Raw genomic sequence first — 15,161 nt, 5'->3', positions numbered from 1 at the left:
CTAAAAAATTATCCACTACTTTACTTATGTGTAGTCTGTGCACAAATAGCTATGATAAGGAGCTTACAATACCTTATACACTTGAGATTATAAGGGAGGAAATTTAAATGTTTATAGATCATGAATATATAGAAACACTACTTAGCAATGCAAAAGATGCTACAATCTCCGATATACAAGAGGTTTTAGACAAGGCCTGTAGGAAGGAAAAACTAAGTCATGAGGATATAGCTATACTACTTCAAATAAAGGATGAAACCCTTTTAAATAAAATGTTCAAAGTTGCAGGAGACATAAAAAAAGATATATACGGAAATAGAATTGTTATATTTGCTCCACTTTATATAAGCGATTATTGTGTAAATAATTGCGTTTACTGTGGATATAAAAAGTGTAATGAATTCAATAGACGAAGACTCACACAAGAGGAAATAAAAAATGAAGTTATGATACTTGAAAAGATGGGACACAAAAGACTTGCACTAGAAGCAGGTGAAGATCCAGTAAACTGCGATATAGACTATATTACAGAAAGTATAAAAACCATCTATTCTACACAAAATTCTAATGGAGCTATAAGACGAATTAATGTTAATATAGCAGCTACTACTGTAGAAAACTATAAAAAGTTAAAGAAAGCTGAAATTGGAACCTATATACTGTTCCAAGAAACTTATCATAAACCTACCTATGAAAGCATGCATCCTAAATGCTTAAAGGGTAACTATGAATATCACTTAACATCCTTTGATAGAGCTATGGAAGCTGGTATTGACGATGTAGGCGCTGGCGTACTTTTCGGTCTTGCCCCTTATAAGTTTGAAGTTTTAGCCTTAATGATTCATAATGCTCATCTTGAAAAAGAATTTGGGGTAGGTTTTCATACAATATCTATGCCAAGACTTAAAAAGGCTGAGGGTATGGATCTTGAATTATTCCCTAACCTAGTAGATGACGAAGATTTCAAAAAGATAGTTGCAATATTAAGAATCGCAGTGCCATTTACTGGGCTTATTTTATCTACAAGAGAGTCTGCTGAAATGAGAAAAGGTGCTATAGAATATGGTGTTACACAAGTAAGTGCTGGCTCTTGCACAGGGGTTGGTGGATATAAAGATCATGAAGAAGGCACAAAGGATATCAATCAATTTTCAATAGACGATAATAGAAGTCCTTTAGAAATACTAAAAGCCATTGTAAACCATGGACATATCCCAAGCTATTGTACTGCTTGTTATAGAAGTGGCAGAGTTGGAGAGAAGTTTATGAGCATTGCAAAAACCGGTGAGATCCAAAATATGTGCCAGCCAAATGCTATAATGACATTTCAAGAATTTATAGAAGACTATGGCGATGCAGAGCTAAGAGAAAAGGGAGAAAACTTAATAAAAAAAGAATTAAACAATGTGAAAAATGAAGATATAAAAAATACATTAATTAAAAACTTAGAAAAAATAAAAAATGGAGAAAGAGATCTATTCTTCTAGGAGGTTATAATATTGGATACTACACCAAATTCAAATAGAATACACATAACCTTTTTAGGTAAAACCAATGCAGGAAAGTCTTCTTTAATGAACGCTCTAATAGGACATGGAATATCCATTGTTTCCCCATTTGAAGGGACTACCACAGACCCCGTTACTAAAGCTATGGAGCTAACCCCTTTAGGTCCTGTTTTATTTACAGACACTGCAGGCCTTTTGGACACCTCCCCTCTTGGAGATTTAAGAATGGAAAAAACCTTTAAAACCTTATCTAGTACAGACTTTGCAATATATGTTATGGATGCAACGGATATGGATTATGATTTATATGAAAAAACCATAGAAAAAGTTAATAAATATAACATTCCTCATATGGTAGTTATAAATAAAATAGACTCTATAAGTGAAGACCAAATATCAAAAATAGAAAAACATATAAAAAACCCTGTGCTTGTTTCCTCAAAGAATATGTATAGCATCTTAAATCTAAAGGATAAAATTATTGAATCCTTAAATACTAAACTAAATGAAGAAACCATTTTAGGCAATTTACTTATGCCTAATAGTAAAATTATTATGGTAGTTCCAATAGATTCAGAGGCCCCTAAAGGAAGGCTTATACTACCACAAGTTCAGCTACTTCGCGACTGCCTAGAGCACGGAATAAAAAGTTATGTGGTACGAGATACTGAACTTGAATCTGCCCTTCTTGATATAAAAGATGTAGATTTAGTAGTGACAGACTCTGGAGCCTTTAAAAAGGTGAGCCAAATAGTTCCAAATCACATAAAGCTCACAAGCTTTTCCATACTACTTGCTAATCAAAAAGGAAATATAAAAACGTTTATTAAAGGGACAGACAAAATAAAGTCACTAGATGAATCCTCGAAAATATTAATATCCGAAAGCTGTAGCCACAACTATTCCCACGAAGACATAGGCAGGGTTAAAATACCAACCATGCTCAATAAATTACTAAATAAAGATTTAAACTACGACTTTAAAATGGCAGCAGACTTCCCAGAAGATATAGAAAAATATGATTTAATAATTCACTGCGGAGCTTGCATGGTAAATAAAAAAGCCATGAATTCAAAAATAATGCTTTGCAAAGAAAAAAATATACCCATAACAAATTACGGAATAATACTAGCCTATCTAACAGGTATATTAGATAGAAGCACTGAAATATTTAATTTAGAGTAATATTATTTGCAAATGCTTTTTGAGGCTGTCATAAAATTTATATGACAGCCTCCTCCCCCTTCACTTAACAAACGATTCACTACCATTTATGTTACACCATTCCATTATAAATCTATATGTATCCTATATTTTAAATAACTTCCATGATATAATACTGTTAAATATTACTTTTAAATACTATATTGAAAATTTCTTCATGAAAGTGGTGATCTTATGAAAATTATCAAACAATACCTAAATGGTTCCATAGAATCTAAGCCTATGGATTTTATTTCTTCAGTATCGCTTTGTATATTACAATTTATTTTAATGGTTATTTTAAATATAGTCTCTTCATCCATTATAGGATTGTTTATTGGAGAACAATGGACATATCTCTTTTCCAAAATAATAACAAATATAATAGTTATAATTTTATTACTTAAAATATATTTTAAACCTAATTCTGATGATAAAAGATCAGTAGATGTAAATTATACTAGAAGTATTACGTTATCCTGTTTATTAATGATATTATTATTAACTATTTCATTTAGACTAATAACCTTAGTATCTTTTAATCCAATTATGAATTATTTAGCTTCTAAATCAAAGATGTTACATTACATTAAAGAAATTGCTTCACAAACGAATCCTTACCTCTTAGTGTTAGAGATTACTTTAATTGGTCCTATTATTGAAGAAATTCTATTTAGAGGCATTATTTTAAATGGTCTTTTAAAAAAATACAGTCCAGCTAAGGCTATATTATTTTCCTCACTACTTTTTAGCCTAATCCATGGTAATCTACCTCAAATGTTTAATGCGTTGTTTTTTGGAATACTACTAGGACTTATATACATTAAAACAAAGTCTTTATATGCTGTTACTTTTACTCATATTATAGCTAATACTTTAAGTATTATACTATCAGTTCTAGAAGAATATATGCCTATTTTGGGGAACCCACTATTCCTAACCCTTTTAGGTCTTTTATTATTAGCGGTTTTTATTATTTTATATAGAAAAAACCCTCTATCTATGGAGGGGAAAGCTACCTAAAATTTTAGGTAAAAATATTAGACTGAGTATATAGTTAACCTTCTATATAAATTCAGTCTCTTTAAATTATAAGTACATTTAATTGTAAAATCACTCTAATAACATCTATCGGATGGCTACCATCCGTAACACCCCTATCCTCTTCAAGGTGGCGGATGACGGCTGCTACACCCCTGGATAAGTTCTTCTAGTCTTTGATGGAGAGATGTATTCCTTATAAGCAAACTCCACCTGAGTCTAAGAATCACTTGATCTTGACTATTTCATTAGGTAAGTTCTCCCTAAACAAAGTAATGATTCTATCATAATCCTCTTTTTTGTAATGGTGAATATCTTCATTTAGGTTCTTGTGTATAAATCCTACCCTTATATCCTTTTCCTTTGATACTCGCACCTCTAGAAGTTTGTCCCAGTTTCCGTAGTTTCCAAGTCCTCGTACGGATCTAAAGCCTTTAGAGGTAATTCCCTTTCTTGCTAAAGTTAGAACCAGTGACATTGCTCCTAAACCCCCTATTATGATATGAATCCATGTTTTAGCGTAGAAATAAGTAATACTAATTATAACTATAGTGCCTATTACTGTAGATATAATTTCTACTTTACTTTTCTTTGTTGGAATGATCAAATCTTTTATCTCCATTAAATAGTACAAGTTTACTCCAATAATACACAAGAAAACCAATCCGCTTACTATATCCATATACTTCACCCCATTAAATTAAATTAGTATCTTTAATTGTAACTTATCTTTTACAAATCTAGTATTATGAACATTACACCATATACCCCATTATATATATAAGAGATTGCTTAAACAAGTATATTTGCAAATCTTCTCCATGTCTTTACACTAAAAAGTCCACCTCTAAGTTAAATACCTAGAGGTGGACTTTTAAATTTCAAATAACATTTTTCTTAAAATATATGCTTGATTAAAGGTACCTTTTTTCCAAAGTAAACTATGGTAGTTGAAACAACAAGAGTTGATGCAATTAAAATTGGTATCCCAATTATCGGTGTAACTGAGTACAATAACTTTTCTCCAAAAAATTGATTCTTTAATACTTCTAAAATACAAATATGTATTAAATATACTCCTAAACTACAGTAAGAAACTTTAGATATTAAATTCTTACGTTTTTCAAGTCTTTCGTAAATAATATCTGAAAAGCCATATAGAAATATATATCCGGTTACTGATGATATTGCAACAAAGATACTTGGACTATAATACAACTTACCTTGGAAAACACCACTTTTAATTGACAAAAAGCTTGTCCCAATGAAAATTATAAAGTTAGAAATAAAGGTTATAATTCCAAATATGGTGGTTTTTCTTTTATCTAGTTTATGCAGATAATCTACTAAAGCATATCCAAGTACGTAATAAGCTCCATATTCCACTATATAATCAAAATTAGTATAAGACCATTTTATTATAGGTAATTTACCTTTTAGCATACTAAATTTTTCTAAAAAGTTAGGGGTTAACGCTATTAGCCATAAAATACAAATTCCAACTGCCAACCTTTTTGAAATATATTTAAGTATCATTTTAAAAAATGGTGTAAATAAGTAAAACATGATTATTGCATATAAAAACCATAAGTGATAATAACTTTGGAACTTATATGCACCTTTCAATGTTTCTTTTATCGACATTTCATATTGTTTATAATACTTTCCCCAAACTGTATAAAAGGTTGTCCAAAATATAAAAGGTATAATAATTTTCCTTAGACGTTTTGAATAAAAGTACACTATACCGTCATCCTTTGCTAATAATAAAGCACCACTAATCAAGAAAAATATATTAACAGCCATTCTAGAAAATGAATCAACAAAATTAGCTATATTCCAGTCTATCATTGGGATTTCTCCAAAGTCCACTACCAGTGTAGCGGATACATGTATAGCAACAATTAGTATCATTGATACTATTCTTACAAAATCATATCTTATATCATAAGTATTTTTCATATCATTTATCCCCTTACTCTTTATAATTTATATACTAAAGATTTAGTATCTATCCCTGTAAGCATATTTGCAACTACCTTTTATCCGATGGCTACAATATGTAACACCCCAGTAAAAAGTCCCCCTATAGATTAAATACCTAATGAGGGACTGTAATTATATAATTTATCCTTTATTAATATTGGACATCCTTAAGGCATAATCCCTTAGCCTGAGCCATTGGACCTGCTTCTCTCTTTTTCTTTTCAGCTAAGATAGTTTCTACTTCTGTAATCTTAACTTTTCCTCTACCTACATCTAAAAGAGTTCCTGTAATAATTCTTACCATATTTAATAAGAATCCATTTCCATTAACATGTATTTCTATAATACCTTGGTTTTCTGTTATGTTTATATAATTTATGGTTCTAACAGTAGGCTTAGTATTTGGTTTTAGGCTAGTAAAGCTTTGAAAGTCATGAGTTCCAACTAGAACCTTAGATGCCTCTTTCATATCATCTAAGTTAAGCTTATCATTAGTATGATAGACATACTTTTTATTGAATACACTTCTAAATTTATTATTATTTATTGTATATACGTAGGTTTTTGACTTTACATTATATCTTGCATGAAATCTTTCTCCTGTGTCCTTCATAGTTTTTACTACTATGTCTTCAGGTAAATATTCATACAAGTAATCTAGCATAGCATCTACAGTAAGAGCACTTTCAGTATGGAAATTAGCTATGTAATTTTCAGCATGTACTCCTGAATCTGTTCTTCCACAACCTACTACTTGAACATCTTCACCTGTCATTTTAGATAATACAGTCTCTATTTTGTCTTGCACAGTTAAAATATCGTCTTTTTGTTTCTGCCATCCTTTATATCTCGTTCCATCATATTCTATAGTCATTTTTAAATTTCTCATTTAGGCCCACCTTTAATTTATTTTCTTATTTATCTTTTTGTATTGTTATTAATAATTATACATTGACTCGTAAAATAAAGCTAATATATTATATATTTAATAATAGATTCCAATAACTAATGGTACTTTCTAATATTCTTCTTTTTTATCTTTTATAAATTCACTAGGTGAGTAACCTGTATATTTTTTAAAGGACTGAGAAAAGTACCTATAATCTGGGTATCCTACTTCAAGTGCTACCTTTGCCACCTTAGTATTTGGCTCTCTTAAAAGTTCTATGGCTTTTTCCATTCTAAGTCTAGTTATGTATTCACTAAAACCTATACCTAAAACCTTTTTCATCTTTCTACTAAGATAACTTTCACTTAAATAAGCATAATTTGCCACATCCTTTAATGAAATATCCTCTTTGTAGTGATGATCTATAAATTCTACAGCCTTTTCTATACCTGTTTCTTCAGCTGCTGCATCTCTTTCTCTTAAGATATTCAAAACCTTTATAAGATAGGAATACACAAACTCATATAACTCATCTAAGGTATTTAGCTTTGCAGCATATTTGTATATATTAGCTTCTTCTAATTCCTCACCTTTACTATATGTATCATAAGTTTTTACCACTGAAAAAGCTTCTAATATTATTTCAATACTTACCCCTCTTATAAAATCTTCTTCTGATTTATAAATTTTAAATCTAGTAAATATGGATTTTAATTTATCTTGAATCTTTTTTTTATCTTTTGCCTTTATTAATAAATTCATCTCTCTTTTTTCTTTAGTAAAATCTAAAGTTATATGAGAATCATTTTTTAATATACTTTCAAAATATATTATCTTATTTTTCCCAAGGTAGAGCTTATGGTTTATAGCCTCTTTACTCTCACTGTAACTTTCTTTTATATTTCTTAAAGGCTTCTTATTAGATACTCCAAGGGTTACAGTAATATTTAAAACCTCGTTTACCTCTTTAGTAAAATTATTTAGCATCTCTTCTAGGCTATCCTTATCTTCATTATCTTCAAATACTATAGCTACCCTATAAAGATGGCAGTCTACAACGTAACATTTAGATTTAAAATGTTTATATATTAATTCTCTTATCCCATTGTTTTGCATGTAGGACTTATCCATTGAATCTTCTTCCATGCGTTCATTATAGCTGTCATTTTCTATACTTATAATTCTTATAATATTTAAGTCTATTTTCGCTTCCCTTAAACCGTCTACCATTGACTTTTTATCTGAAAATCTACCTCTCATAGCATCTAAAAGTAATCTTTCTTGTTCTAAGGCCCTATTTAAACTAAGTTTATTTAACTCCTTTGTAGATCGTTTTATAGCCTCTATAAGCTCATCTTCATCTATAGGTTTTAATATGAAATCTACAGCTTTTAGCTTTATGGCTTCTTTTGCATATTGAAACTCATCATAGCCAGTGATTATTATAAACTTGCAATCTGGTAGAAGTTCCCGTACTTTAAAAGCCATGTCAAGCCCACTAATTCCAGGCATATTTATATCTGTAATTATTATATCAGGCTTTAACTTTTTAGAATATTCTATAGCTTCTATGCCATTAGAAGCCTCTCCACAAACTTGGCAGCCTAAAATGTCCCAGTCTATAGTCTTTTTCATTCCTTCTCTTGCAAAGTATTCATCATCTACTATCAAAACCTTAAACAAGCTTTCCACCTCTGTTACTCATATTGTTACTCTCATCTGTATCTGGTATTAATATTTTAACAAAGGTAAAGCCATCCTTTTCTTCTACAATCAGCCCATAGGCTTCCCCATAATGTATCTTTACCCTATTATTAACATTATCCATTCCTATTCCTTCACCTTTAGACTTACTATTCCCAAAACCTACCCCATTATCTAATATCTCAAAACATATAATATTATCTCTAATTAATCCTCTTATCTCTATTATACCCTTACCTATCTTTTGTTCTAATCCATGAATAATGGAATTCTCCACTATAGGCTGCAATAAAAATCTTAGCATATATTTATCATAAACTTCTTCTTCTATATTTATCTTTACTTCAAATTTATCTCCATACCTTATCTTTTGAATCTTCAGGTAATTTTCTATCTGCTCTATTTCCTCTTTTACCTTAACTATATCACTAACCTTACTTGTGCTATATCGCAAAAGCTTTCCTAAAGATACAACTATGTCTGTAACGCCCTTATAATTTTCTAGTTTTGCCATCCAATGAATTGACTCTAGTGTATTATACAAAAAGTGAGGATTAACCTGTGCTTTTAAAGCTTTAAATTCCGATTCTTGTACTAAATACTGCTTTTCGTACACTTCTTTTATTAGTCTATTTATTTCCCTTACCATATCATTAAAGCTTTTACCTAGCTGACCTATCTCATCCTCTGTTTCAATGTGGAAATTAACATTCCTTTCACCAGCTTCTACCTTCTTCATTAACCTTGAAAGTTCATTTATGGGTCTCGATATACTTTTTGATAATATATAAGAGCCCATTATGGACATAATTAAAATGATAACTATAACTATAGTAAATGTAAAAATAGCTACATATCTTTCATTATATAGAATTCTTTTAGGTATCATCTCCACAATCTTTATTCCTGTATGTTTAGTTGTAGTGAAATATGCTTTAAAAGCCACTCCATCTACCTTCATATCTATAGTGCCCTTATCCTTTTCTAATATATCCTTTAAGTACTCTTCATGAAACTTAAACCCTGTTTTATTTTTATACCTTTTATCTGTAATTATATATCCTGACTTATCCATTACATATATGTTATTCTCGTCATATAAATTTGTATTTTTAAATACATCTGTAAAATAATCATCATAAACATCGGATATTATATACCCTAAAGGCCCGCCTTCCTCCTTGTTTGTAACCTGCTTTCCTATAGCCATAACTATATCCTTACTATCCATTCCATCCACTCTTCTGTGGATAAATGACAGTTCTTTTCCTTCACTTTTATCCATTATCTCAAAAAAGTTTCCTCTTGAATCTTCATAAATTGGTACACTATATTCTGTGGTACTAAATCTGCTTTTCCTATTTAAATCCACAATATGAATAGGTACATCAAAACTTTGAGTTGCTAATACTCCATTAGAGATTTTATACATGGTTTGTATGTCTTTAAATCTTTCATCGTAGCTATCATATTCCTTTGTTTTTAGAATAGATTGCACGTCCTCATTGTATGACATATAATTGGTAATCTTAATAAAACTTAGGATGGTTGAATCTATAAGCTTACTTGTAGATTCTAAGCTTTCAGTAACACTGTTATTTATCTTAGTTTGACTAAACTTTTTTAAGTTTTTATAATAGAATATAGACATGATTATAATAGGTACTAAAACTATAATCATAAATGCTTTAAAAAGTCTATTACCAAAGGATTTTTCTCTAAATTTATACCTCATTTTTTTATCTCACTTTACTATAATTTATCCGATGGCTACCATCCGTAACACCCCTATCCTCTTTAAGGTGGGGATGACGGCTGATACGCCCCTGGATAAGTTCTTCTAAGGCTCAGATGGAGAGATGTATTCCTTATAAGCAAACTCCACCTGAGTCTAAGAATCACTTGATAGGCTTCTATTTAAATATTATATCATAAAGGTATAAAAAAAATATAAGATACCATGTTAAAGTAATAATACCTTAACACTTATCTTATATTTTAAAATTTTCTACCTTATAACTTATAATACACTAACCTTTATTATAAAATCATTTCCCATAATATCATGTAACACTTCACCGCTCTTTATATACTTAGGTACTAGAATAGTATATAAGCTAGTTTTAATATGATGATTATAATCTTCTGACTCTTCATCTTCGTCCTCTATACTATATTCTATATTCTTTATCTTTATTTTCTTTCTGTTAAAATAGTCATTAAGTACTTGCACTTGAAACTTTTCATCATCATATTGTATTTCAATCTTCATTATCTTACCCTTGTACAAGAATTTACTTTCAAATCTTTTTAAAATTCCTAAAATGGCTATTACACTTACTCCAGATAGTATAGCTAGCACATAGTATCCCATACCTACTGCAAGTCCAATGCAAGCTACTACCCAAAGGCTAGCTGCTGTTGTAAGTCCTTTTATAGAGCCCTTTTCATGGATTATAGCTCCTGCCCCTAGAAATCCTATACCACTGACCACCTGAGCCCCCATTCTTCCTACATCAGATTTTACGGCACTAGCTAGTATTGGATTTTCAATAACCTTTTTAAGAGAATCATCCACTGCCTGAATTTGTATCATAGCGATAACCGCAGCCCCCACACAAACTAGTATATGAGTTCTAAACCCTGCTGGTCTATTTCTAGATTCTCTCTCATATCCAATACCACCTGCTATTACAATTGCCATTAATAATCTAAATATAATCTCATAGGTTGTCATGGCTTCCCATCCTCTCTAAATTATATGAACATTAAGCGGCGAAAATGCAATTTTGACCTTATCCCCTTCTTTAAATACTTCTCTTCCTTGAGGATTATTATCTTGAATTTTAATTTCAGTATTCTTAGTTTTTACTATATAGTCTTGATATGATCCCATAAATGTGGATAACAGAACCTCCACATCAATGATTCCATCCCTAGCTATAGTAACTGCTTCTGGTCTTAGCACAACTTTGCATTCTTCTCCTGCATTTTTTGTTCCATTATAATTAACTTCTATTTTCTGTCCTTCTATTTCTATAGTCGCTTTATCATTTTTAACTTCTAATATTTTACCCGTTATAAAATTAGCTGTACCAATAAAATCAGCAACAAATTCAGTCTTTGGTGTATAATATATCTCTTTAGGTGTTCCTACTTGCTCTATTACACCTTTATTCATTATAATGATTCTATCTGAAAGACTCATGGCCTCAGATTGATCGTGAGTTACATATATAGCTGTAATTCCTACCTTTTTTTGGATCTTTCTAATTTCTGTTCTCATATAAACTCTAAGTTTTGCATCTAAATTTGATAAAGGTTCGTCAAATAGTAATACCCCAGGTTCCATAATAAGAGCTCTAGCTAAAGCAACTCTTTGCTGTTGCCCACCTGATAATTGATTCGGGTATCTATTTTCCATACCTGTCAATCCTACTAACTCTATTATACTATTAACTTTATCTTTTATAGTACCTTTATCCATCTTTTTTAATTTTAATCCATAAGCTATATTATCATATATATTATAATGTGGAAATAAGGCATAGCTTTGAAACACCATAGAGGTATCTCTTTTATCTGGTGTAAGATCATTAATAATGTCTCCACCTAGATATATATCTCCTTCAGTTGGTATCTCAAATCCTGCTACCATTCTTAAAGTAGTGGTCTTTCCACAACCAGATGGCCCTAGAAGAGTAACAAACTCTCCAGCCTTTATGTCTACAGAAATATTATCCACAGCTTTAAACTCATTATTACTTCCTGAATATATTTTAGTTAAGTTTTTTATATTAACACCCTTACTTTTCATCTTTATTACCTCCATATTACATTTCTTCTCTACTTACGCCCATTTTGCTAAGTCCTAAATACATTAATGAAATAGCTATGTATACTATAATTATTAGTATAGTTGAAAATGCAGATGCAACTCCAAATCTACCGCTATCTACCTGTGATAATATTTGAACCGTAAGTAATTTATATCTAGCTGATACAAGGAAAATAACAGCACTTACTGCGGTCATACTTCTTACAAAGGTATATACAAGTCCACTAAAGAATGCAGACTTTATAAGAGGTAAGGTTATAGATGTAAACACCTTTGTGCTACCTGCTCCTAAATCTGAAGCTGCTTCTTCTATTGAAGGATCAATTTGCTGAAGCGCAGACACCCCAGACCTTACGCCAACTGGAACACTTCTCATTATAAAAGATATAACAATAATAGCACCAGTACCTGTTAGAACTAAAGGTTTTGTGTTATATGCAGATACATACCCTATTCCTATTACTGTTCCAGGTACAGCCATAGCTAAAAGTGAAGTAAATTCTATAAACCCTTTTCCATAGAACTTCTTTCTTACAATGAGGAAGGCTATTATCATTCCATATATTCCTGTTATAGGTGTAGCAATAGCTGCAAGATAAGTAGTATCTTTTAAAGCACTACCTCCAAGTTTAAATACATACTTAAAATGATCCAAAGTCAAAGAGTAATCTACTCCCATTACCTTAAAGAATCCTCCAAGAGGTATTAATACATAAAAGGCTAATACAAACACTGTAATTAATAAACATATAATATCTATTGGCCATACTATGTGTTTTTCTGTCATTAAATCTCTTTCTCTTGAAGCCTTTCCTGTGACAGTAACATAAGATTTCTTTTCTATCCAATACTTTTCTAATACAAATAATAAAATAGATATAGAAAGTAATATTACAGCTACAGCAGCTCCCCCTTGCATATCGTAGTTTCCTATGGCCTGAAGGTATATTTGAGTTGCAAGAGTTGAGTAGTTTCCTCCTATAACCATTGGGTTTGAAAAGTCTGCTACGGTCTCTATAAATGTTAATAAAAATGCATTAGCAAGACCTGGAGCCATAAGTGGTAATGTAACAGTTTTAAATGTCTTCCACCTTGAAGCTCCCATATTTCTAGCAGCCTCTTCTAATGAAGGATCTATTCTTTTTAATAATCCTGTTAAAAGAAGATAAGCTACTGGGAAAAACGTCATAGTTTGAACCATAACAAGTCCATGAAATCCATATATATTAGCATTTTGTATTCCAAATAACTTCCTTGTTATTAATCCATACTGCCCAAACAGCATTATAGCTGAAAGTGCCAAAACAAAAGGTGGTGATATTATAGGCAATAATGATACAACCTTAAATAACTTTTTAAAATGACTTTTTATATAGGAATCTGCATAAGCAAATATGAACCCTATTAATGTAGACAAAAATCCTACTGTAACACCTAATGTTAGTGTGTTCTTTAGTGTCTTTTGAAAATCCAAGCTTTTAAGTGTATCTAAGTACGCATCTAATGTAAATCCTCCGATACCTACAAAGCTAACTTTTAATACGGCAACTAATGGATAAATTATAAATATTGCTAAAGATAATATAACAAAAATTATTGTTATTAAAAGTGTTGGGTCTCTCCATATCTTTTTCATATCATTCATATTGTTACTTATGGAATTTCTATGTTTTTTTAATGCCATTTCTATTGCTCCTCCTCATTTTAATTTATTGAGCAAAATATTATACATAAAGGTAAATTATTTAAACAACAACCTTGTAATTTAAAGCAGAGACCAGATATCTGGCCTCCTCTTAAAAGTATTTATTATCTAATTATTTAATAGCCTTGCTCCATTTTTCAACTACAGAGCTCCTATTTTTTCCTGCCCATTCAAGATCGTAGTCTATAAGCTTTGTATCCTTTAATTCTTCTACTTGCTTTGGTGGCTCAGCATTTGGGTTAGTTAAGAATTGATAAGATCCAACTGATTGTCCAAGTTCCTGTGCATTTTTAGTTAAACACCAGTCAATAAACATCTTAGCTGCCTCTTCATCAGGAGCATTATTTATCATTCCTACTGCACCTATTTCATAACCTGTTCCCTCTATTGGTGCACTCATAACTAAGTCCTTCATACCTTCTTCTCTATATTTGATTCCATCATGTAAAAAGCTTACTCCTACCATAACTTCACCTTGTCCTGCCATTCTTGCAGGTGCAGTTCCTGATTTTTCGTAGGACTTTATTTGTCCATTAAGTTTCTTCATATATTCTAAACCTTTTTCTTCTCCCATAAGTTGGATAACTGTAGCTAAAGCTGTATAAGCAGTTCCTGAAGATCCTGGGTTAGATATAGAAACTTGGCCTTTAAATTCAGGCTTTAATAAGTCTTCCCATGATTTTGGAACCTCAGCTCCCTTTTCTTTTAATAACTTTTGATTAGATACAAATCCTAGGTATCCTACATATATGCCTGTCCAAGCTCCATCTTTATCCTTATACCTATCTTCCATGTCCTTTGAATTAGGTGAAACATATTTCCCTAATAGTCCTTCTTCACCAGCTTGAACAAATCCATCTGCAGGACCTCCAAACCATATAGAAGCCTTTGGATTTTCCTTTTCAGCTCTTATTCTTCCAAGTATTTCTCCAGAGCTCATTCTAACAGCCTCTGTCTTTACTCCAGTTTCCTTTTCAAACTCTGCCACAGCTTTAATCATGTGGTCTTCCATAAGTCCTGAATATATAGTTAATTTAAGATCTTTCTTATTTACGTCCCCTTCTTTTTTTCCACAACCTGCAAAAATTCCAACAGACATTATAACCCCTAAAGTCAATGCTATAAGTTTCTTTTTATTCAAAATATGTTCCTCCCTTTTATTCACTTGTATATGTTTTCATTATAACTACATTTATATTTATTAATAAATAATGAACAAAATATCATACATAGTAGTAAATAAATTTAACATTTTAGCAAAAAATAAAAAGGCTGTAATGAAATATA

The 15,161-nt window shown here is 30.9% G+C and carries 12 protein-coding genes; 3 read left to right on the top strand and 9 right to left on the bottom strand.

From position 1 onward, the window contains the following. Positions 1-107: 107 nt before the first annotated feature. From hydG to BD821_RS08305, 3 genes are all read left to right on the top strand, one after another. Positions 108-1,487: a [FeFe] hydrogenase H-cluster radical SAM maturase HydG gene (hydG, locus tag BD821_RS08315; RefSeq protein WP_104410073.1), complete on the top strand. Its 1,380-nt coding sequence runs from the start codon at positions 108-110 to the stop codon at positions 1,485-1,487. Between the two features lie 12 nt (positions 1,488-1,499). Further along, the gene (gene hydF / locus BD821_RS08310) at positions 1,500-2,693 is read left to right on the top strand and encodes a [FeFe] hydrogenase H-cluster maturation GTPase HydF (protein WP_104410072.1); all 1,194 of its coding nucleotides are present in this window, start codon (positions 1,500-1,502) and stop codon (positions 2,691-2,693) included. Between the two features lie 213 nt (positions 2,694-2,906). Next, complete coding sequence (locus BD821_RS08305; protein WP_104410071.1) at positions 2,907-3,734, top strand: CPBP family intramembrane glutamic endopeptidase; 828 nt, start codon at positions 2,907-2,909, stop codon at positions 3,732-3,734. 244 nt (positions 3,735-3,978) lie between these two features. On the opposite strand, the gene BD821_RS08300 is transcribed toward BD821_RS08305, so the two are convergent. From BD821_RS08300 to BD821_RS08260, 9 genes are all read right to left on the bottom strand, one after another. Further along, on the bottom strand, positions 3,979-4,434 hold the full coding sequence (locus BD821_RS08300) for a hypothetical protein (RefSeq protein WP_104410070.1): 456 nt from the start codon (positions 4,432-4,434) through the stop codon (positions 3,979-3,981). Positions 4,435-4,649: 215 nt separating this feature from the next. Beyond that, positions 4,650-5,714: an acyltransferase gene (locus BD821_RS08295; protein WP_104410069.1), complete on the bottom strand. Its 1,065-nt coding sequence runs from the start codon at positions 5,712-5,714 to the stop codon at positions 4,650-4,652. Positions 5,715-5,889: 175 nt separating this feature from the next. Beyond that, positions 5,890-6,627, bottom strand: coding sequence for a tRNA pseudouridine(38-40) synthase TruA (gene truA, locus BD821_RS08290; RefSeq protein ID WP_172556225.1), 738 nt, complete (start codon positions 6,625-6,627; stop codon positions 5,890-5,892). 129 nt (positions 6,628-6,756) lie between these two features. Further along, positions 6,757-8,310 carry a response regulator gene (locus tag BD821_RS08285; protein ID WP_104410068.1) on the bottom strand — a complete coding sequence of 518 codons (1,554 nt, stop codon included), beginning with the start codon at positions 8,308-8,310 and terminating at the stop codon, positions 6,757-6,759. Next, positions 8,303-10,066, bottom strand: a complete 1,764-nt coding sequence (locus BD821_RS08280) for a sensor histidine kinase (protein ID WP_104410067.1) — start codon at positions 10,064-10,066, stop codon at positions 8,303-8,305. The genes BD821_RS08285 and BD821_RS08280 overlap by 8 nt, the downstream gene beginning before the upstream one ends. Before the next feature lie 285 nt (positions 10,067-10,351). Further along, a complete protein-coding gene (locus tag BD821_RS08275; protein ID WP_104410066.1) occupies positions 10,352-11,068 on the bottom strand; it encodes an MgtC/SapB family protein in 717 nt (238 codons plus the stop codon). Positions 11,069-11,083: 15 nt separating this feature from the next. Next, positions 11,084-12,148, bottom strand: coding sequence for an ABC transporter ATP-binding protein (locus BD821_RS08270; RefSeq protein ID WP_207720103.1), 1,065 nt, complete (start codon positions 12,146-12,148; stop codon positions 11,084-11,086). A gap of 16 nt (positions 12,149-12,164) precedes the next feature. Further along, a complete protein-coding gene (locus BD821_RS08265) occupies positions 12,165-13,853 on the bottom strand; it encodes an ABC transporter permease (protein WP_242971480.1) in 1,689 nt (562 codons plus the stop codon). 133 nt (positions 13,854-13,986) lie between these two features. After that, positions 13,987-15,015 carry an ABC transporter substrate-binding protein gene (locus tag BD821_RS08260; protein WP_242971479.1) on the bottom strand — a complete coding sequence of 343 codons (1,029 nt, stop codon included), beginning with the start codon at positions 15,013-15,015 and terminating at the stop codon, positions 13,987-13,989. Positions 15,016-15,161: the final 146 nt, after the last annotated feature.

This window comes from Clostridium algidicarnis DSM 15099, assembly GCF_002934235.1.
Taxonomy (GTDB): domain Bacteria; phylum Bacillota; class Clostridia; order Clostridiales; family Clostridiaceae; genus Clostridium_L; species Clostridium_L algidicarnis.
Note: the sequence above shows the minus strand (reverse complement) of the source record. Positions and strands in the feature narration are given on the sequence as shown.